This is a genomic window from Streptomyces sp. NPDC052910, from assembly GCF_055585605.1.
In genome coordinates this window covers 527454-547707 of sequence record NZ_JBVJJR010000002.1, presented here as the reverse complement: position 1 = coordinate 547707, position 20254 = coordinate 527454, and the positions used below count along the sequence as shown (strand labels likewise).

The window sequence follows — 20254 nt, the reverse complement described above, 5'->3', positions numbered from 1 at the left end:
CGCAGGAGCATAAGGGCGCCTTTCCGTTCCCGACCCCGGCCGGACGCCAACCGCCGCCCGTCCACGGCAGGATGGCCGGAACCCACCGTCGGGGTGATTGAAAGGCCCCTCCGGCGGCCTCGACCATGGAGGGGACCGGTGACGGGCGCGAGTGCCCGGGGAACCGGGCGGGAGGCAAGTCTGTGGGACTGCGTATCCATTTCGGCAGTGACGACGTCGTCCGCACGCGGCTGGCACAGACGCCGGACCCGATGTGGGAGGTGCTGCTGAGCCTGCACATGCTCCAGACCACCGACGGGCCGCTGGTGTTCGACCAGTGGCGCCGTGACGTCCGGGGCCGACTGGACGCCGGGGCGCGGCGGCTGCTGGCGCTGGCCCCGCCGCGCGGCTACTCGCCGGACTTCCTCACCCCGGCGGCCGGCGCGGGCGGCCTCGACCTGGGGATCAGCGCCCTGATGTCCACGCCCCGCGGCAGGTTGCGGGACGACCTCACGCAGTTCGCCGTCTCCCACGGGCAGGTGCCGCCCTGGATGCGCGGGCTCGCCGACGGCGACCTGGACGCGGTGAAGGGGCTGGGGGAGGCCGTTCGGTCGTACTACCGGGTGGCCCTCGCACCCCACTGGTCCCGGGTGCGTGCCGAGGTCACCGCCGACCTGGCCGCGCGCGCCCGGATGACGCGGACCGTGGCCGACCTGCCGTCCGGCGCCTTCGATCACCTGTTGCGGACCCTGCACCCCACCCTGGAGTGGTCACCGCCGGTACTGATCATGCACGGCCCGCACGTCGAGGGGGACCTCCACCTCGACGGACGCGGGCTGTTGCTGCTCCCCTCCTTCTTCTGCTGGCGGAAGCCGACGGTGCTGCGCAGCCGCGACCTGCCGCCGGTCGTGGTCTACCCGATCGAACACACCCCGTCCCAACTGACCGTCGTGCGGGAGGCGCCCGGGCGCCGCCAGGGGCTGGTGGCGCTGCTCGGCCGGACGCGGGCGGTGCTGCTGGAGGCCGCCGCCGAGGGCCGTACCACCACCGAACTGGCCCGCACGGCGGACATCGCCGCCGCCACCGCGAGCCACCACGTGTCCGTCCTCCGCGAGGCGGGCCTGCTGATCACCCGCCGGGTGGGCGGCGCCGCCCACCACACGCTGACCCCGCTCGGCGTCCAACTCCTCAACGGACGCCGGGTGGCGTGATCAGGTCAACCGCCTGACCTGGCGGTTTCGAACCCCCTCGAATGTGGTGGCCGGTCCGTCCGCCGTACCGGACACTCAGATCCAGGGGGATGCGGGGGAGAGACGGGGGGCCCGACGTGACAGGACGTGAGCCGTTCGGTGCCGGAGGGGCGTGCGTGCCATGAGCGGGGCACGTTCCGCCGGCCCACAGGTGCCGACGGGGGTGAGCGCGGGAGTCGTCGTGTACGACCGCGACTCGGGCACCTGCGCCGAACGGCTCGCACCGGACGCGCGGTTCCGGTCGGCGTCAGTGGTGAAGCTGCTGATCGCGCTCGACCATCTGTGGGACCGCGGTCCGGTGGACGCCCTGCCGCCGGACGACCGCTCCCGGCTGGACGCGATGCTCGCCCGCAGCGACGACGACGCGGCCGGCCACTATTGGGAGCGGAACGGGGGATCCGGCGTGATCACGCGCATGGTCTCCCGTCTCGGACTCACGCACACGGCCGGACCGCCGGCCGGATTCCCGGGCTACTGGGGATATTCGGCCATCACGGCGGCCGACACCGTCCGCGTCTACCGTTACCTGCTGGACGCGGCGCCGGAGCCCGTCCGCACGGCCGTGCTGGGGCCGTTGCGGCGGGCGACCCGGCTCGGCGCCGACGGATTCGATCAGTTCTTCGGCATACCGTCCGCCTTCCCGCGCCCCTGGGCGGTGAAGCAGGGCTGGTCCGGCTACCCGCCGGCGGTACCGGGACGAGGCGAGGTCGCGGGGGTGGATCTCGGCCGTCCCGCCCTGCACACGACGGGGGTGGTGGGGCCGGCCGACCGCTGGATCGTGGCCGTCCTGACCCTGCACCCGGCCGGAACGCCGTACGCGGCGGCGGGCGAGGCGGTGACGGGGATCGCGCGGTCACTGGGGGTGGCGTGAGGCCCCTCCCGCCGTAGGAGGGACCGGCGACCGGCAACCGGCCGCCCGACACCGACCCCGGGCGGCGGGCACCGAATCGGCCGCCCGGCACCGACCCGGACGGCGGGTGGCGACGGTCGGACCGCAGGCCGTGCCCGGTGGAGCTGCCGCAGGGGCCCGTGGCGCGTTCCGGGCCCCTGCGGCCCCGGGCCGACGGGCGCGCGGCACGCGGCGGGGCGGCGCGAGCCGTCTCGGACGACCGCTCCCCGTACCCGGCCGGAGCGCCGGCCCGACACCCGCACCGCCATCCGGGCCCGTGGCCGAGCCGCCCTCCTACCGGGACGACTCCGCCAGAGCCATCTCGATCATGGCGCGGACCGGATCGTGCCCGGCGTCGGCGGAGTCCGCGTGGTCTTCCTCGGCGGCGGCCGCGGCGCTGCGGGGGAACAGGGCCTCCTCGTACCGGGCGAGCGCGGCCTCGACGTCGCCGGGGTGTGCGGCGAGAGCCGTGCCGAGTTCGGCGCCGTCGAGCATGGCCAGGTTGGCGCCTTCGCCGTTCGGGGCCGCGAGGTGGGCGGCGTCGCCGAGCAGCGTCACCCCCGGTACGCGGTCCCACCGGTGGTCGACCGGCAGCGCGTAGAGCGGGCGCAGGACCGGCGGGACGTCGCCGTCGGTGATCAGGGCGGTGAGCTCCGGCGCCCACCCCGCGAACTCGCGCGCGATCCGTGCGGTGGCCGCGGCGGTGTCGCCGAAGTCGACGGCGTCGAACCAGTCCCGCGGTTCCGCCAGTCCCACGTAGGCGTGCAGCGTGTCGCCCTTCTCCCGGTGGGCGAAGATCTCCCTGCCCGGCCTCAGGGCCATCATCGCCCCGTTGCCGACCGCCTTCGCGGCGGCGGGGTGCCGGGTGTCGGAATCGAACAGGTAGGTTTCGACGACCGACTTGCCGGTGTACTCGGGCGTGGCGGCGGAGAGCAGCGGGCGGACCCGGGACCACGCGCCGTCCGCGCCGACGAGCAGGCTGGTGACGACGGTGCCGCCGTCGGCGAACGTCACCTCGTGCCGGCCCTCGCCGAGGGCACGGACGCCGGTGACCTTGTGTCCCCACCGGATGGTGCCGGCCGGAAGCGAGTCGAGCAGGATCCGCCGCAGGTCGCCGCGCTGGACCTCGGGGCGGCCTCCCGTGCCGTCGTCGGCCTTGTCGAACAGCACGGTCCCGTTCGGGTCGAGGAGACGCATCGCCTGGCGGCCCTCGAGGACGATGCCGCGGAACTCGTCCATCAAGCCGGCCGCTTCGAGGGCCAGTTGTCCGTTGTAGTCATGGATGTCGAGCATCCCGCCCTGTGAGCGCGCGGTCGGAGAGGATTCCGCTTCGTAGACCGTGACCGGTATGCCGTGCAGATGCAGGACGCGGGCGAGCGTGAGGCCGCCGAGTCCGGCGCCGATGATCGTGACGTCAGTGGTCATGGGGATTCGTCCTTCGTGCTCGTGGAACGTGGGGAGGGCCGGTCGGACCCCCGGCGGGCCGCTCCGGAGGCGCCGTGGCGGTCCGGTCGGGATGCCGCGATGCCGGGGCGCCGCGGTGCCGGGGTGGTCGGGCGGCCGGTGACCGATGCGGTCCGATCGGTCGGCGCGACCGATGCCAATCTCCCGCCGCCCGATGACAGATCACCGACAGACCGCCGACAGGCCACCCCCACCGCCGACAATCGGCCGACAGCGGCCTGTCCCGATCCGAATGCCCCGGGGGCCGGGCTGCGCTTAAACGCGGCCCGCCGAGAAAAGCGCTGTCCGAAAGGCGGTGCCGTGTCCGGTCAACGGTTGAAGCACCGTTGACGGGCGAGTGCACGGACCCAAAGATGTGACCCGCATCATTCGTGAGGTGTCGGCAAGGGAGGGAAGTCCGTGAGAATACGTCGAATGGCTCTCGCCGTGAGCGCGGTATCCGTTCTCGCTTTGAGCGGGGTCGTGGCGGCCGTTCCGGCGAACGCCGCCTACGGCGGCTGTCCGGACCAGTACTTCTGCACTTACGCCGGAAACAACGGGGAGGGCAGTCCGAACATGAAGCTCAAGGACACCAACCCGGACTGGCGAGCGTTCGGCGGCGTGGGGCGTGACGGCTCCGCCGTCAATCGGGGCACCTCGGGCCTGGGGGTCGCCGTTTACGACAAGTGGGGCAACTGGGACTACTGCGTCCCGTGGCACGGGCACGTTTCGAACGCCGGTCATGTCGGCGGGTCCAATTTCTGGACCAACACCTGCTGATCCGGCTCTGCGGCCCTGCCCCGGATGTGCCGCACATCCGGGGCAGGGCCTCGGCGGTCCGCGACCGGTGGAATGCCGGAAGCGGCAGCGCTTTATGGCCGGCGACCTCGGGTGGATCTTTTGGGAGGTGTGATGCCGACGGACGGCGGTGACGGGCGGGATCCGAACCCGAGCCCCGAGCCGAACCCGAACACCGAGCCGGACCCGCGCGCCCGGCGAAGGCGGAGGCAACTCCTGCCGCTTCTCGGTCTCGTGGCGGCTCTGTCCGGCAGTGCCGCCTGTGGTACCGACAGCCCCGACTCCACCGCGCACCACGACGTCTCACAGGCCCCGTCCATCAAGGGCGCTCCGACGGACCGGCAGCGGGAGTCCGTCAGGCTGGCCGAGCAGATCCTGGTGCGGGACTGCATGGAGAAGGCCGGTTTCCGCTACCGGATCTTCGGAACCGACGACGGCCGTCCGCCGCCCGTCGTGACAGCCCCTTTCGGCCAGACGGAGGCCAAGGCGCGGGAAAAGGGTTTCGGAGGACCGGCGGTCCTCGCCGGGGGCGCCGCGAAGGACGACCTCAACACCCGCTATGTGAAGTCCCTGCCGGCCCGGCGGCAGGCGGAATACCGCACCGCTTTGGAGGGGAGCGAATCCGACGGTGTGGAGCGGGAGCGACTGGCCGGTGGCGCGGAATGGAGTGTCGCCCGCGGAGGCTGCAAGTCGTCCGCCGACGACCGCCTCTACGGGAGTGTCAAGAGGTATGTGCACTACATGGCCTTCTCGGGCAATGTCATGGAGGCGGCTGCGAAGGAAGCCGAACGTGACCCTTCCTACGGGAAAGCCCGGGAAGAGTGGCGGCGTTGCATCGCCGCGAAAGGGCACCGGGCGGAAAGCCCCACCGATCTGATGCGCCAGGCGCTCGACCGGTACAGGGACGCGAAAAGCGACCGGGACGCGGTACGGTCCCACGAAATCGCGTCCGCCGTCGACCAGGCCGTGTGCAACCGGGGAAGCGGCCTGACCGAGGCGTACGACCGGGCGAAGCAGCGCGGCATCGACCGGCTGGTCGAACTCAATCACGAGGGATACCAGTCGTTCGTGAAGACCGGCAGGGAGGCGACGGAGCGCGCCGAGCGCATACTGCGCGCCACCAAGTGAGGAATGACGGTACGAAGGGTGACGGTACGAAAGGCCGGGCATCGGCACGGGCCCGCGCGGCAGGCGCCGAGTCTGCCAAGGGCCGGCCGTGATTGTCGACCGTCGGCCCTGACTCCTCGGACCTGGTGCCGGCATCCCGAGAAGGCAGCGGGGGCAAACAAGCTGTCCTGCTCGCCGTGACGGCGGGCCGGCGGCCCGCCGCACCGCCGCCGCGCGGTCCTGAAAGCTCACGCCGTCCGGTGGGCCCTCGTCTCGGCCTGCGGCCGCGCGCCGCTCCTCCCGCACCGGTTCCGGTCGCCGGGGCCTCCGGCGGGGTCATCGGATGGCAGCCAGCATCAGGTGGCGGTCATCAGGCGGCGGTCATCAGGTGGCGGTCATCGGGCGGCGGCGAGCCCGTCGAGGAGCCGGCCGAGCTGCGCCGGCGCCTGGAGGTGGGCCAGGTGCCCCTGGCCGGGGAGTAGGTGGACGCCGGCCCGAGGGGCGAGCTTCCGGACGTGGTCGAACGACGTCCCGTAGGGGGCCTGCCCGTGGTTGTGCTCGCCGACGATCAGGTCGACGCGGGCGGCTCGTCCCGCCACCCCGTCGACCGGTGGCGCCGCGTTCAGCGCGGCGAGTTCGGCGTACGCCGGCCTGCTCAAGAGGCACAGTGCCGCCCATGTCCGACGGTCCGCCCGCAGGGCCTCGACCTGGGCCGGGTCGAGGCCGGCTATCCGCCGGTTCACCGTCTCGACGGTGGCGTCCCAGTCCGCCGCCTCCTCGGCGGCCTTCAGGTCCGGCAGCGCGTGAACGCCGAAGGGGCGTATCACCGGTTCGTAGGCGATCACGTGGGGGAGCGGTCGCTCGTCGGCGGCGAGCAGGGCGATCAACCCGCCGTAGCTCCATCCGAACAACGCCTCGACGCCGGGGAGTTCGTCGAGGACCACGCCGAGGTCCTCGATCTCCGCCCGCAGCGAGTACGTGCTCGTCAACGGGCCCGAAGGGGCGCGGCCCCGCCGGTTGACGACCGTCACCGACGGCCAGGCGCCGACGGCGGCGGCCACGTGGCGCCACGCGTGCGCGTCACTGAACGCGCCGGGGACGACGACGAGTCCCGGAGCGTCCGGGTCTCCATGGATGTCGACGGTCACCCAACTGTCACCGTCGCCGACTGTCAGCCTTTTCTGGATCGTTTGCTCCATAAGGTGATTATGGAGCACGCGCTCTACAATGCAAGAGTGACCACCCGACCGACCCGCGGCCGGCCCCGGGCCTTCGACCGCGACCGCGCACTTCTCGACGCCGCCCGCCTCTTCTGGCGGTCCGGCTACTCGGGCACGTCCACCCGCGCCCTCACCGCGGCCCTCGGCCTCTCCACCTCCAGCCTCTACGCGGCCTTCGGCAGCAAGGCCGGGCTCTTCGAGGAAGCGGTGCGGACCTACGCCGAGCGCTACCGGGAGATCTACCGGCGGGCCGTGGCCGAGGACGACCTCCGGGCCGTCGTCGAGCACGTCCTCGTCGGCTCGGTCGACGAGTTCACCCAGCCCGACGACACCCACCCGGGCTGCCTGCTCAGCAGCGCCGCGATGACCGACAGCACGAGCACGCTCGACACCAGCGCCTACTACGCCGAACTGCACGACTGGAACGAGCGGACGCTCCGCGCGCGCGTCGAACGGGCCGTCCGGGAGGGGGAGATCGCCGCCGGCACCGACGCGGCGGCCCTGGCCGGCCTCGTGCAATCCATCGTCCACGGCCTGTCGGTACGGGCGCGCCTCGGTGCGGACCGCGAGGATCTGTTCGTGACGGCACGGCTCGCGTACGAGCTGATCCGCGGGCACCTCACGTCCCCGCCGGGCGCGTCCGCGGCCGGATGACGAGACAGGCCACAAGGAGTGTGCACACCGTGGACCACGAAAGCGTGAGCGCCACCCGGACCCTCGCCGCGCCCGCCGCGAGGGTGTTCGCGGTACTGGCCGACCCGACCGCCCATTCCGCGATCGACGGCACCGGCTGGGTGCGGGAAGCCGTCGACCGGGCGCCGCTGACCGAGGTGGGGCAGGTCTTCCGGGTGGACATGTACCACCCCGGCCATCCGGACGGCGACTACCGCGTGGCCAACAAGGTCCACGTCCTCGACCCGCCCCACGCCATCGGCTGGCTGACCGGCCAGGACAAGGGCGGCGGCCGACTGGAGTTCGGCGGCTGGTTCTGGCGCTACGACCTCACGCCGCTCGGCCCGTCCGCCACCGAGGTCACGCTCACCTACGACTGGTCGGCGGTTCCCCCGTCCATCCGGGAGTACCTGAGCTTCCCGCCGTTCGGCCCCTACCACCTCGCCGGTTCGCTGCGGCATCTGGACGGACTCGTCTGCGGTGGGTGAGGGGCCGGTTGGCGGCACTTCCCCGCGGTCCTGAAGTCGTCGTTGACCGTGACTGCGGGGGTGAACAGGCCTGAATACGGCGTCAATTGATGGTTGACGGCCGGGTGGCGTCAATCTACGGTTGACGCATGAGTCCACTCGACATCAGTCTCGCCGACCTGATCGCACGGCTCGACGAGGAACTTCCCGAGGCCGGTGAACTGGCCCGTATCAGTGAGGCGCGGCTGCGTGCGCAGACGCTGTCCGACCTCGGTGATCAGCTCATCGACCACTACGTCGGCGAGGCCAAGCGCAACGGCGCGTCGTGGACGGAGATCGGCGACGCCATCGGAGTGTCCAAACAGGCCGCCCAACAGCGCCACTCACCCACCCCGTTCGAGCGGTTCACCCAGTCGAACCGACACGGCATCGTGCTGGCGCAGGAGGCCGCCCGCACGCACAAGCACGACTTCATCGGCACGGAACACCTGTTGCTCGGCCTGCTCGGCGAGCCGAGGGGGCTGGCACACGGAATGCTGGTGGCCAAGGCCGGGTCCGAGCAGCGGGTCCGTGACGTGATCACGGCGGTGCTGCCGCCGGCCGGGGTGAAGGCGCCACGGGGGCACATCGCGTTCCGGCCGGAGAGCAAGGAGGCCATCGAGCAGGCGCGCCGCGCGTCGGACGACCTGGGGCACGACCGGGTCGGCACGGAACACCTGCTGCTGGGCCTGATCCGCGTCGAGGAGAGCCCGGCCGCGCGGGTACTGCGTGACCTCGGGTTCACACCGGAGGAGCTGCGCGAGACGGTCAGGACCGAGGCCGCCCGACGGCTCGGCACGCACGACGAGCCGTAACGAGGAGGACTTCCCGGCGGGACGGGGGTGGCGCGCGGGCACCGCCCCCGCACTCGCCTTCCCCCGGAGCGACCTGCCGGCGGTCAAGGCCGGGCAGGTCGTCCCGTGGGACAACGAGGCGCAGTTCTCCCACGCGGGCTACGCCCCGCTGATGGAACGGCTCGCCCGAGGCGTCGGACAAGGGGAGGAGGGTCGGCTGAGCCGGTCCCCACCGCCACCCGGGCGGCCCCGGCGATCGGCCTCCGCGACCGGCCGCCGCGTCGTCAGACGCCCAGCACCCCGTCCAGGATGTGCCGGACGCCGCGTTCGTAGGTGTAGCGCGCCTCCAGGTCCCGTGAGTCCTCGGTGTAGGAGGTGACGTGCGGGTACTGGGCCGCGGTCTCCCGGGCGGCGGTGGTCTCGGGGTAGTGGCGGCCCGTGCCGTCGTCGTCGCGGACGAGGCGCGGCGGGGTGGCGAGGGCCCGGCCCGCGGTGTAGTACCAGATGGTCTGGTGCGCCCAGAACGCCTCCTCGCGGTCGAGTCCGCAGGCGGTGAGGGCCTTGAGGATCTCCTCGGTCATCCAGACCGCCGATATGCCGACGAGTTCGCCGCGCGCCACGATCGGCACCACCCACGGGTGCTCGGCGAACGCCTGGTGCATCAGGCCGCAGACGACCACCAGCCGGTCCTTCGGGTCCTCGGGCAGCGGGGGGCGGGGGAGGGTGCGGGCGACGTGCTCCAGGACGAGCGCGAGCAGTTCGTCCTTGTCCCGCACGTGGTGGTAGACGGCCATGGCGGTGCTGCCCAGCGCCGCCGCCAGCCGACGCATCGTCAGGTGTTCGGCGCCCTCCTTGAGGATGATCTCGTAAGCCGCCGCCACGATGTGCTCGCGGGAGAGCCGGGCCGGCCGGCCCCGCCTGCCGCCGCTGGAAGTGCTGTTGCCGGCCAGTGTTCCGCCCTCTTTCCGCGCCCGTGTTCCGTGCTCGTGTTCCGTGCTCGTGTTCCGTGCCGGTGTTCCGTGCCGGTGTTCTGTGCTCGCTCGTGCCGGCGGCGGTGGCCCGATGGTTCCCGCTACCGCCTGCGAGACCTTGAGCCTAGCGTTTTTATACATGTAAGGTAACCGCCTGTTCGAAGACTTGAGAGTTCGAGGAGCACGACCCACGGAAACGAGGTGCCGCCGATGAGGCGAGCCGAGGGGAGCACGCCCGAGCGGCTCCCGCGCGCCCGGATCGATACCTGCCTGGCCCCGCTGCTGGGGGCCACCCCGCTCACCCCCCGCATGCTGCGGCTTCACCTCGGCGGCGAGGCCCTGCGCGGCTTCGCGGCCGGCCGTGCCGCCGCCGAGCGGATCAAACTGTTCTTCCCCGCGCCGGGCGAACGGGCGCCGGCCCTGCCGGAGATCGGCCCCGCCGGCATGCGCTACCCCGAGGGCGCCACCGTCCCGCACGCCAGGACGTACACGGTGCGCTCCTTCGACCCGGCCGTCCTGCGACTCGACGTCGACTTCGTCGTCCACGGCGACGGCCGCGCCGTCGACTGGGCCCTCCGGGCCCGCCCCGGCGACCTGCTCGGCATCGCCGGGCCGACGGGCGGCCGGACCCCCGACCCCACCGCCGACGTCCATCTGTTCGCCGGCGACGAGACCGCCCTGCCGGCCATCGCCACCCTGCTGGAGCGCGTCCCGGCCGGCGGCCGGGCCCTGGTGATCGCCGAAGTGGCGGACGCGGCGGAGGAGCGGTACCTGACGGCGCCCGCCGGCACGGAGATCCGCTGGGTGCACCGCGGTCCCGACGGGTGGCGCGCGCCGACACCGCTGGAGCACGCGGTCCGCGAACTGGCCTGGCCCGAGGGGGTGGTCCACGCCTGGGTCGCCGGGGAGGCGAGCGCCGTCCGCGCCGTCCGGCGGCACCTGCTGCGGGAGCGCGGGCTGGACCGGAGGGCCCTCGACGCCTCCGGTTACTGGCGGCACGGCATGACGGTCGAGCAATGGGTCGCCACCGAGGGTGACGACGTGAACGCGGACGACCGGGCGGACAGCCGGGACGGAACCGGCGGGCCCGGCGGACCCGGCGGCTCTGCCGACTCTGCCGGCTCTGACGGTCCTGACGGTGCGACAGACACGGCAGGTGGCCCGGCCGCCCCGGCCTTCCAGGGCGACGGAAGCTCCGGCGAAGCCGCCCCCCAGACCGTCCGGCCGGGCGTCTGACAGGAGAGTGACGTGCGGGACGACGACATGCCGGCCGTGACCGGGAAGAACGGCATCCGGTACGGCTGGGTGCTGGCGGTGGTGGTGGCCGTCCAGTTCATGGTGACGCTGGACGCCTCCGTGGTGAACGTGGCCCTGGCGGCCATGCGCGAGGACCTGGGCTTCACCGAGTCCGGGCTGCTGTGGGTGGTGAACGCCTACACCCTCGCCTTCGGCGGGTGTCTGCTGCTCGGCGGCCGGATCGCCGACCTCTACGGGCGCCGGCTGGTCCTCTGGTGGGGGCTCGGACTGTTCGGCGCGGCGAGCCTTGCCGGCGGGATCGCCCAGACGCCGGGCCAACTGGTCGCCGCCCGCGCGGTGCAGGGGCTGGGGGCGGCCGTGCTGGCCCCCGCGGCCCTGACGATCGTCACCACCTGCTTCCCGGAAGGGGCGGCGCGCGGACGGGCGCTGGGCTGGTGGAGCGCGGCCGGTTCGGCGGGCGGCGCGGCCGGGGTGCTCATCGGCGGGGTGCTCACCGAGTACTTGGACTGGCGCTGGGTGCTGCTGATCAACGTGCCGGTCGTGGTGCCGGCCGCCGCGGCCGGACGCATGGTCCCCGACGGCCGGCCCGAGCGCCGCGGCCGGCTCGACGTGGGCGGCGCACTGCTCGCCACCACCGGCCTGGCCGCCCTGGTGTACGGGGTGGGGCGCACCGGCGACCACCCGCTGTCCTCCCCGTTGATGCTCGGCCTGCTCGGCGCCGCCGTCGTGCTGCTGGGCGGCTTCGTCGGGTACGAGTCCCGGGCCGCCCGCAACCCGCTGGTGCGGCTCGGGCTGTTCGCGAGCCGGACGGTCGGCGGGGCGAACGTGACGATGCTGCTGCTGGCTGCCGGCCAGTTCGCGAGCTTCTACTTCGTTTCGCTCTACCTCCAGCGGGTCCTGGACTACAGCCCCGCCGTCGCGGGCCTGGCGTTCATCCCCTTCTGCCTCGGCTTCGTCACCAGTGCCCTGCTCACCGGGCGGATCTCCGCCAGGACCGGCCCCCGGGTGCCCGCGGCGGCCGGCGCGCTGGTCGGGGCGCTGGGACTGTTCTGGTTCAGCCGCATCGGCGCCGACGGCGGTTTCCTCACCGATGTCCTGGGCCCGTCGCTGGTCACCAGCATGGGCATCGGCGCGTGCGTGGTCCCGCTGGCCGCCGCCGCGACCGCGGGCGTACCCGCGGCCGACGCGGGAATGGCCTCCGGCATCCTCAACAGCGCCCAACAGGTGGGCGGTTCCCTGGGCCTGGCCGTCACCGTGAGCGTGGCGACGAGCCGGACGGCGACACTGACCGGCCGCGGCGACGCACCGCCGGTCGCACTGAACGGCGGCTACGGTCTCGCCCTGCTGGCGGGCGCGGGACTGCTGGCGCTGGCGGCGCTGCTGACGGCCGCCCTGCCGGGCCGGGCACGGCGGGGTGCGGAGGCACCGGCGGAAGCGGACCTGCCGGCGGAGCCGGCGCGGAGGCGGGTGTCTTGAGGGCGGGGCTCTGAGACCGGTGTCCCGAGACCGGTGCCGCTGGGGGCGGCTTGCTGAGGGCGGGGCCGGGGGCCGTTGGGGGGCGGCCTCAAGGAGCGATGCCGGGCTGGCGCGGCGGGGTGGGGTGGGGGCGTCGGCGGCGGGATCGGATCTGTCGGCGGAGCCGGCGCGGAAGCGGGTGTCTTGGGGCCGGTGTCCTGAGACCGGTGCCCTAAGACCGGTGTCCTGATACCGGTGCCCGGAGGCCGATGTCCTGAGGCCGGGGCCGGGGCATGGCGAGGCGGGCATCAGAGATCAAGGGGTGGGCGGCGGGAAGGGCCGTAGAGCGGCGGGGAGGGGCGAGGGGGCGGCGTCCGCGCATCTCCGCTCCGGCCTTTCGGCCGGCCGGACCCCGGCGGGTCCACCCGCCGATCCCGTCCGCGCCACCGACCGCGACGGCGGCGGCCGAGTACCCGCGGCCTGCTTTCAGCCGGCTGGCCGGGCCGGCCGGGGCGTCGGCCCGGCCGCGCCGCGCACGGAAGGACGGCGGCGCCGCCCGCCGCGCCGTGAAGCCCCCGCCTCGCCGCTGGCCGCTTCCCGCCCCTCCGACGCGCCCGCCGGGCGGGTGTGGTTGGCAGGCCACCGGCGGGTGCGCATACTCGTAGGGCCCTGCCCGACGGCGCGTCCGGTGCCCGTACGGCCGCCCGCCCGTCGGCACCTTCGGTGGGGAGGGAGTCGGTTGGCGTGACGGAGGAGACACTCCTCGTCCTGGGCTGTACCGCCCTGACGCCGTGGGCCCGCGATCAGTTGCGGCGGCTGTGCGAGCAGGCCGGACGCCGCGGGCTCGCCCTGACCGGCGCCGACACCCCCGCCAACCTGCGGACGGCGACACCGGACGAGCTCGCCCGCTACGACACGGTACTGCCGCTCGACGTCCACGACGCCGACGCCTGCCGCGCCTGGGCCGCCGGCCTACGCGCCGGCCCGGGCGCTCGCCACCCCGCCGCCCCGGCCGTCTCCGCCGTGGTCACCATCCGCGAACTGTCCGTCCTCCCCGCCGCCGTGATCGCCCGCGAGCTGGGCATCGCGGGGAACGACCCGGAGGCCGTGCGCCGGGTCCGCAACAAGGATCTGTGCCGGGACCGGCTGCGCGCGGCGGGCTTCGCGCAGCCCCGGACCGCCCTCTGCGCCGGTCCGGCCGACGCCGAGCGGTTCCTGCGGGCGAACGGGCCGGGCCCGTGGGTGGTGAAGCCGCGCGACGGCCTGGCCGGCATCGGCGTCTCCCTGATCGACCGGCCGGACCAACTGCCGCGAGCGATCGCGGCGTTCGGGTCACCGCCCGCGGCCATGGGGGCGCTGCCCACGTCCGCCGGTTTCCTGGTGGAGACCTTCGTGGAGGGCGACGAGTACTCCGCCGAGGGCGTCCTCGTCGGCGGCGTCCCCCGGATCCTGGCGCTCACCCGCAAGGGGACCGGCGAGGGGTTCGTGGAGACCAGCCAGCGGGTGCCCTCCGGACTGGACGAGGCGACGGCCGGGGAGGCCGCCGACGCGGTCGCCCGCGCGCTCACGGCCGTCGGGGTCACCCGGGGCGTCTTCCACGTCGAGTTCTGGGTGACCCCCGACGGCGTCGTCCTCGGGGAGCTGCACGACCGCGGCGGCGGCGACTACATCCACGCCCTCGTCGAACACACCCGGCCCGGGCTGGAGTTGTACGGCACCCTCGTCGACGATCTGCTCGGCCGCGCCCCGGCCCCCGTGCCCGGGGCGTCGGGCGCGGCACGCGCCGAGTTCCCGCTCGCGTCGCCCGGCAAGCTGCGCGCCGTCCACGGCTGGGACGACGTCCGCCGTCATCCGGCCGTGCTCGCGGCCCACCTCCGGGTCGCGCCCGGGGACGTCATCGGGCCCGCCCGGGACTCCTACTCCCGGCCGGCGGTCTTCGTCGCCGCAGCCCCGGACGCGGACGCCCTGGACACCCTGGTGGCCGGGCTGGCGGCGGGGATCACCTTCGAGACCGAGCCGGCGGGCACCGCCGTGTGAGAGGCAGCGATGGACCCTCTGCTGAGCAACCTGCTCTACGACCACCCGGAGCTGTACGAGGGGTTGTACCCGGGGACGGAGAAGGACATCCCCCGGTTCTGCGAACGGCTGTTCGCCGAGCACGCCGACCGCACCGACCGGGTCCCCGGCGGCATCCGGACGCTGCTCGACGCCGGCTGCGGTACCGGCCGGCACGTCGCCTACTTCACCGAGGCGGGGGTGGACTGCGTCGGCTTCGACTGCCAGGAGGGCATGCTCGCCTTCGCCCGCGACCGGCGTCCCGGCCCGGATTACCGCACCGGCGACATGCGGAACCTGCGGCTGGGCCGGACCTTCGACGCCGTCACCTGCTTCGGCTGGGCCCTGTCCAATCTGCACGCCAACGACGACGTCTCCCGCGCGGTGGAGACTTTCGCCGCCCACTCCCGGCCCGGCACACTGCTCTTCCTGCACGTACCCAACCCGCTCGCCGACCCCATCGACGCCGCGTTCCCGCGTCACTTCAGCCTCACCACCCCCACCGTCACCGCCACCGCCGAGGCCGCATACACCCTCGACCGCCGCCGCCAACTCCTCACCCGCAGACGGCTGTGGCGCGTCGCCGACCGCGAGCCGGTGACGGATCACGTCCGCTTCCGGCTGCTGTACCCGATGGAGCTGGAGCACCACCTGACGCGGCACGGCTTCCGGGTCCTCGGGATGTACGACCACACGGAAACCACCGATGGCGACCTGTCCGGCCCCGCCCTGTTCACCCTGGCCCGCTTCACGGGCGCCTGACGTCCGCCGGCACGGCTCGGCGAGACGCGCGGGAGGCGTGGCGCGCGGCCGTACCGCGGCCCCGGTGGCGTTTCCCCGCCTCTCCCGGCCCCTCCGGACTGCCGGGGCCGCTTGCGGGGCAACCGCTGTCGCGAACCACACGGCCTTGACGGACCAGGGGGATACTGCTCTTTCAAGAGTTCCGGCAGGCGCGTTCGAGTGAATTTGGGGCGCGCGTGACGGGAGTTGTGCGCCCTTGCGCCCCCTGCGGGTCAGTGATCCCCGCCCGTGACCGTGGCACACGCCGGTATGAATTGTTGACGTGCCCCGAGCAAGACGCACAACGGGGGGAAACGGGAAGGGTGGGACGGAATCCGTGACGCGAGTTCTCCTGGTGCACGACACTTCTCTGCTGCGCACCGCCCTCATGGAACTGATCGGAAGAGAGCCGGAGTTCGAGGTGCACGCCGCACCGTGGCGCCGGGCGGTGGTCACCGCGCGGACGGTGCGGCCGCGGGTCTGCGTCGTCGACATGGACAGCCCCCACGCGACCGGAGCGGGCCTGCGGGAGCTGTCGGGCGGGTGTGGCGAGAGGGACGCGCGTCCGGCCCTGCTCGCGCTGGCGAGCGCGGAGCGGCCGGGGCCCCTGCGCCGGGCGTACGAGGAGCGGGCCTTGGGGTACCTGAGCAAAAACGCTTCGCCCGACCGGCTGGTCGAGGGCATCAGACACGTCGCCAAGGGGGAGCGCTACATCGACGAATCCCTCGGCTTCGGCTTCCTGGAGGCCTCCGAGATCCCGCTCACCCGCCGTGAGCTCACCGTCCTGTCACTCGCCGCCGAGGGCGCCGGGGTCGGGGAGATCGCCCGCAGCCTGCACCTGTCGAACGGGACCGTGCGCAACTACATGTCAGCGATCACGCGGAAGACCGGCGCCCGCAACCGGGTGGACGCCATAAGAGTCGCCCAGGGAGCCGGCTGGGTGTGACGGGCCGGCCGGGGCGCCCGGGCAGTCCGGGCCGTCCGGCCGGGCGTCCGCCATCAGGTCGCGGTACAGCGGGGACACGCGGAGCAGCTCCGCGTGGTCCCCGCACACCGTGTGGGGACCGTCCATGACCAGGATCCGGTCCGCGCGCAGCGCCGACGCGGCGCGGTGCGCGACGACGACCAGCGTGCCGCCCGGCCGGCGGGCGAACGCGTCCTCGGCGCGGGCCTCGGCGGCCGGGTCGAGGTGGCAGGTCGCCTCGTCCAGCAGGGCCAGGGGCGCCGGCGACAGACAGGCCCGGGCCAGCGCGATCCACTGGCGCTCGCCCGCGGAGAGACCCGCGGGCGCCACCGATGCCCCGAACCCGCCGATCCGCTCGACGAGTTCCGTCATGCCGACGGCGTGCGTCGCCGCCCACAGCTCGTCCTCGGGGACCGGTTCCGGCCGCAGATAGCCGAGGTTCTCCGCCAGCGTGCCCGAGAACACGTACGCCTCCTGCGGGATCAGCACCCGTCCGGCCCGCGCCGCCGCGTCCCGGGCGGGCAGCCCCCCGACGGTGACGTCACCGCACCCGGGCACCAGCAGCCCGGCCGCCAGCCCGGTGAGGGTCGACTTCCCGATCCCGCTCGGCCCGACGACGGCGAGCCGGGCCCCCGGCGGGACGCTCAGGTCGAGCGACCGGACGACGGGGGCGGCGTGCGGGCCGTAGGCGAAGGTGACGCCGCGGAACTCCAGCGCCGGGGCGGCGGGACCCGGCCCGAACCCGCGCGACGCGGCGGTCGCCGTCGCCTCGGGGCGGCCTGCCCGGGGCGCGGGCGACGGACCGCGTGTGACCACCGGCTCCGCCGTGCCGTTCGGCGCTGTCGTGCCTGTCGTGCCTGTCGTGCCTGTCGTGCCTGTCGCGCTCGTCGCGGGTGTGTCCGAGGTCGCGGCGGACGAGGGGCGGCGTACGGCGCCACGGGCCGTTCGCGCCGTCCGGCCGGTGGCGGCGGCCGGGTCCGGAGCGGACGTCCCCCGGGGATCGCCCGCTTCCGGAGCGCGGGGGCGGCCGGTGTCGTCCGCCGCTCCCGCCGTCAACCGCCGTATGACCACCGCGAGCCGGGCTCCGCTCGCGCCCAGGCCGTGGACGAGGTCCTGGACCGCCGGGAGGAGGGACTGGGTCACGTACGCCAGCGCCCCGACGAAGGCGCCGGGGGTGACGCCGCGGCCCAGGAGCCAGGGGGCCAGGACGAGCAGCAGCACGATCGGAAGGCGGCCCGCCAGGGCCAGGGCGGCGACCCGCACGAGCGACCAGCGGGCCAGGGCGCGGGCCGCGTCGCGTTCGGCGTCGACGAGCGCGCCGGTCGCGGCGGCGACACGCCGTTCCGCGCCGCCCGCCGTGATGTCGCGCAGCCCGCGCGCCACTTCGTCGAGGGAGCGCGCGAGGGCCTCGTCGGCGATCAGGACGGCCTCCTGGCGGCGGGCGAGGACCCGTAGCGTCACCAGGAACAACAACAGCCCCAGCAGCAACGGCGGCACCACGGCGAGGAGGAGGGCGGGCGCCAGGGCGCACAGCCCGGCCAGCGCGCCGGCGGCCGTGAAGACGAAGGAGCGGGAGACCATCACCAGCCCGGCGAACGTGTCGCGGGCGATCTCCACCTGGTGGGTGAGACGGGAGACCGCCGCGCCGTCGCCGTCCACCAGCGCCCGGGCGACCACGCGCCGGACGAGGCCGTCACGCAACGGCTCGACCAGGTCCGCCGTGGCGCGGTAGGTGCGCCCGGTGCCGTACGCCCCGGCGAGGACGGCGAGCGCCGCCAGGCCGAGCCAGCCCAGGCCGGTGGCCGCCCGGCCGGCGAGGAAACCGCCGTCCAGGGCCCGGGCCAGCGCGTAGCCCAGCGCGAAGGTGTGCCCGGCCTCCAGCACCGACCAGCCGGCGAGCCGGGCCAGGGCGCCCCGCCGGGCGGCGAGGAAGCGCAGCCCCCGCCGGGCGGTGGACGGTGTCCGGCCCGGCTCAGGCACCGAACACCGCCCGGTACTCGGGCAGCCGCCACAGCTCCGCGTGCGGCCCGGCCGCCCGCACCCGGCCGTCGTCCAGCCAGACGACGCGGTCCGCGCGGGCGGCCGTCGACGCGCGGTGGGCGACGATCAGCCGGGTACGGGCGGCGACGTCGTGCAACAGCGCCCGGCCGACCTCGCGTTCGGTGGGGGAGTCCAGGCTGGACGTGGCGTCGTCCAGCACGAGGACGCGTTCCGCGTGCGCGAACGCCCGTGCCAGGCCCAGGCGTTGCGCCTCGCCGCCGGACAGGGGCGCCGCCGCGCACGGCGTCGCGTACCCCTCCGGCAGCCGGCGGACGAAACCGTCCGCGCACGCCGCCCGGGCGGCGGCGGTCACCGCCTCGTGCCCCGGGTCGACCGCGCCGAACGCGATCGTGCCGCCGATCGTGCCGCCGAGGAGGGCGGGCCGCTCGAAGGCGTAGCCGACGGAGTGCCGCAGCGCGTCGTGGCTCAGCTCCGGCAGCGGGACGCCGTCCAGCGCGACCGTTCCCGCGTCCGGGTCGGCGAGCCGCCCGGCGAGCGCCGCCAGCACCGACTTGCCGGTGCCGGACCGGCCCACGACGGCCACCGAGGTGCCGCCCCGGACGGTGAGGTCCACGTCGCGCAGGACGGTCCGGTCGCCGCGCACCGCGGTGACGCCGCGCAGTTCCAGGGTGCCGTCGCCGGGCGGCGCCGGCCGGGACCCGTACGCGGGAGCCGGGACGGCGAGCACCTCGGCCAGCCGGCCCGCGGCGGCCCGGGCCCGCACCAGGCCGCCCAACTGGCCGACGAGCATGCCCACTCCGGTGGCGAGCACCGCGTACCGGGAGGCCGCCAGGACGTCGCCCACGCTGATCCGCCCCTGCGACAGCCGCAGCCCGGCGACGGCCAGGACTGCGATCTGGAGCAGCGGTACGAGGGTGACGGCACGGGCGGCGGCCCGGCCCTGGACCCGCCAGACCCGGTGCCCCTGCCGCGACAGGCCGCCCAACGGCCGCAGAATCCGGGCGCGTTCGCGGTCCGCCGTGCCCGCGGCGGCGATGGTCCTGGCCCCCGTCAGGGCCTCGGCCAGCCGTCCCGCGATGTCGCCCTGAAGCCGCTGGTAGCGGGCGGAGCAGTCGGTGGAGGCGCGGGCGAACGCGCGGAGAAGGAGAACGAGCAGAGGCGCGCCCGCCAGGAACGCGGCGGCGAGCCAGGGATCGATGAGGGCGAGGGCGACGACGCCGCCCAGCGGGCCGGCCACCGACGCGACGGCGGCGGCGAGGGCGCCCGGCGCGGCGCCCGCGTCGGCGGTGTTGCCGACGAGACGCGTCACCAGGTCGCCGGGTGGGGTGTCGGCGGTGGCGCGGGGGCCGGTGGCCAGGATGTGCCGCACGAGCTTGTGGCGGAGCCAGGCGGTGGAGCGGGCGGTGGTCGTGCCGGCCAGCAGGTCGGCGAGGGCGTCGAGGGCGGCGGGCGCGGCGAGCAGCGCGGCGCACAGGGCCACCCAGCGGGTGGCTCCGCCGTCGTGAGCCAGGAGCAGGTCCACGGCCCGGCCGAGGGCGGCGGGGAGGAGCAGGGCGGCTCCGGCCGAGGTGAGGCTGAGTGCGGTCAGGGCGGTGGCTCGGGCCGCGCTGTGGCGTGTGGTGGCCAGGAGGAGCCGGTTGCCGGGCGTCATGGGGTCACCGCCTTGGGATGGTCGGGTGGGGTGGGGTGCCCCGGTCCCTCCCCCAGAGGGGGGACCCCCATTTCACCGTTTCCTGGGGCTGCGCCCCAGACCCCGCCTTTCGCGGCTTCGCCGCTCGTCCTCAAGCGCCGGACGGGCTGGTTTCAGCCCGTCCGGCGCTTGAGGACAGCGCGCGCAGCGCGCTTCGGGGGTGCGGGGGCTCCGCCCCCGCAGGAAACGGTGGGGGCGGGACCGGGGCACCCCCATCGCTTACGGCCGGACCCCGGCCGGCCCCGTGGAGGGGACCGGCCGGGGTCTCAGACCCGTCGCGTCACAGACAGACGAGAACGCTCGCCGCGCTGACGCAGGAGAGCAGGCTCACGGTGCTCTGCCCGCCGCCACCGCCGTGCAGCTCGTCGGACTCCATGTTCTGCAGGTCGAGGAGTGCCATGATGATGTCCTTTCTCGGGGACT

General features: G+C 74.4%; 18 protein-coding genes. 12 read left to right on the top strand and 6 right to left on the bottom strand.

Going from position 1 to position 20254, the window contains the following annotated elements:
- Positions 1-182 precede the first annotated feature (182 nt).
- Together ACZ6X9_RS08175 and ACZ6X9_RS08170 are read left to right on the top strand one after the other, a co-directional pair.
- Positions 183-1190: an ArsR/SmtB family transcription factor gene (locus ACZ6X9_RS08175; protein ID WP_469777114.1), complete on the top strand. Its 1008-nt coding sequence runs from the start codon at positions 183-185 to the stop codon at positions 1188-1190.
- A gap of 202 nt (positions 1191-1392) precedes the next feature.
- Positions 1393-2100 (top strand): serine hydrolase, encoded by a 708-nt coding sequence (locus ACZ6X9_RS08170; protein WP_469777113.1) that lies wholly within the window; start codon positions 1393-1395, stop codon positions 2098-2100.
- Positions 2101-2412: 312 nt separating this feature from the next.
- Here ACZ6X9_RS08170 and ACZ6X9_RS08165 read toward each other — a convergent pair whose 3' ends face one another.
- Positions 2413-3543, bottom strand: a complete 1131-nt coding sequence (locus ACZ6X9_RS08165) for an FAD-dependent oxidoreductase (protein ID WP_469777112.1) — start codon at positions 3541-3543, stop codon at positions 2413-2415.
- 453 nt (positions 3544-3996) lie between these two features.
- Here ACZ6X9_RS08165 and ACZ6X9_RS08160 point away from each other — a divergent pair, with 453 nt between their 5' ends.
- Both ACZ6X9_RS08160 and ACZ6X9_RS08155 read left to right on the top strand, forming a co-directional pair.
- Complete coding sequence (locus tag ACZ6X9_RS08160) at positions 3997-4341, top strand: peptidase inhibitor family I36 protein (protein ID WP_469777111.1); 345 nt, start codon at positions 3997-3999, stop codon at positions 4339-4341.
- Positions 4342-4593: 252 nt separating this feature from the next.
- Positions 4594-5487 (top strand): hypothetical protein, encoded by an 894-nt coding sequence (locus ACZ6X9_RS08155; protein WP_469777110.1) that lies wholly within the window; start codon positions 4594-4596, stop codon positions 5485-5487.
- 374 nt (positions 5488-5861) lie between these two features.
- On the opposite strand, the gene ACZ6X9_RS08150 is transcribed toward ACZ6X9_RS08155, so the two are convergent.
- Positions 5862-6665 carry an alpha/beta fold hydrolase gene (locus ACZ6X9_RS08150; RefSeq protein ID WP_469777109.1) on the bottom strand — a complete coding sequence of 268 codons (804 nt, stop codon included), beginning with the start codon at positions 6663-6665 and terminating at the stop codon, positions 5862-5864.
- Between the two features lie 36 nt (positions 6666-6701).
- On the opposite strand from ACZ6X9_RS08150, the gene ACZ6X9_RS08145 reads away from it, so the two are divergent.
- From ACZ6X9_RS08145 to ACZ6X9_RS08135, 3 genes are all read left to right on the top strand, one after another.
- Positions 6702-7340: a TetR/AcrR family transcriptional regulator gene (locus ACZ6X9_RS08145; RefSeq protein ID WP_469777108.1), complete on the top strand. Its 639-nt coding sequence runs from the start codon at positions 6702-6704 to the stop codon at positions 7338-7340.
- A 29-nt stretch (positions 7341-7369) separates the two neighbouring features.
- Positions 7370-7846: an SRPBCC family protein gene (locus tag ACZ6X9_RS08140; protein ID WP_469777107.1), complete on the top strand. Its 477-nt coding sequence runs from the start codon at positions 7370-7372 to the stop codon at positions 7844-7846.
- A gap of 128 nt (positions 7847-7974) precedes the next feature.
- On the top strand, positions 7975-8679 hold the full coding sequence (locus tag ACZ6X9_RS08135; protein WP_469777106.1) for a Clp protease N-terminal domain-containing protein: 705 nt from the start codon (positions 7975-7977) through the stop codon (positions 8677-8679).
- Positions 8680-8942: 263 nt separating this feature from the next.
- On the opposite strand, the gene ACZ6X9_RS08130 is transcribed toward ACZ6X9_RS08135, so the two are convergent.
- Positions 8943-9539 carry a TetR/AcrR family transcriptional regulator gene (locus ACZ6X9_RS08130; RefSeq protein WP_469777105.1) on the bottom strand — a complete coding sequence of 199 codons (597 nt, stop codon included), beginning with the start codon at positions 9537-9539 and terminating at the stop codon, positions 8943-8945.
- A 300-nt stretch (positions 9540-9839) separates the two neighbouring features.
- Between ACZ6X9_RS08130 and ACZ6X9_RS08125 the strand changes: the two genes are divergently transcribed.
- The 5 genes from ACZ6X9_RS08125 to ACZ6X9_RS08105 all read left to right on the top strand — a co-directional run bounded on the left by ACZ6X9_RS08125 (position 9840) and on the right by ACZ6X9_RS08105 (position 16122).
- A complete protein-coding gene (locus ACZ6X9_RS08125; RefSeq protein ID WP_469777104.1) occupies positions 9840-10865 on the top strand; it encodes a siderophore-interacting protein in 1026 nt (341 codons plus the stop codon).
- Between the two features lie 12 nt (positions 10866-10877).
- Positions 10878-12362: an MFS transporter gene (locus ACZ6X9_RS08120; RefSeq protein ID WP_469777103.1), complete on the top strand. Its 1485-nt coding sequence runs from the start codon at positions 10878-10880 to the stop codon at positions 12360-12362.
- Positions 12363-13085: 723 nt separating this feature from the next.
- The gene (locus tag ACZ6X9_RS08115) at positions 13086-14378 is read left to right on the top strand and encodes an ATP-grasp domain-containing protein (RefSeq protein WP_469777102.1); all 1293 of its coding nucleotides are present in this window, start codon (positions 13086-13088) and stop codon (positions 14376-14378) included.
- A gap of 9 nt (positions 14379-14387) precedes the next feature.
- Entirely contained in the window at positions 14388-15158 is a 771-nt protein-coding gene (locus ACZ6X9_RS08110) for a class I SAM-dependent methyltransferase (RefSeq protein ID WP_469777101.1), read from the top strand.
- Between the two features lie 355 nt (positions 15159-15513).
- Positions 15514-16122 (top strand): response regulator transcription factor, encoded by a 609-nt coding sequence (locus tag ACZ6X9_RS08105; RefSeq protein ID WP_469777100.1) that lies wholly within the window; start codon positions 15514-15516, stop codon positions 16120-16122.
- Here ACZ6X9_RS08105 and ACZ6X9_RS08100 read toward each other — a convergent pair.
- The 3 genes from ACZ6X9_RS08100 to ACZ6X9_RS08090 form a co-directional block, all read right to left on the bottom strand.
- Complete coding sequence (locus ACZ6X9_RS08100; RefSeq protein ID WP_469777099.1) at positions 16045-18120, bottom strand: ATP-binding cassette domain-containing protein; 2076 nt, start codon at positions 18118-18120, stop codon at positions 16045-16047. The two genes, ACZ6X9_RS08105 and ACZ6X9_RS08100, sit on opposite strands and share 78 nt — an antisense overlap.
- Positions 18113-19792 (bottom strand): ABC transporter ATP-binding protein, encoded by a 1680-nt coding sequence (locus ACZ6X9_RS08095; protein WP_469777098.1) that lies wholly within the window; start codon positions 19790-19792, stop codon positions 18113-18115. The genes ACZ6X9_RS08100 and ACZ6X9_RS08095 overlap by 8 nt, the downstream gene beginning before the upstream one ends.
- Positions 19793-20111: 319 nt before the next feature.
- The gene (locus tag ACZ6X9_RS08090) at positions 20112-20231 is read right to left on the bottom strand and encodes a SapB/AmfS family lanthipeptide (protein WP_469777097.1); all 120 of its coding nucleotides are present in this window, start codon (positions 20229-20231) and stop codon (positions 20112-20114) included.
- Between the last annotated feature and the right edge of the window lie 23 nt (positions 20232-20254).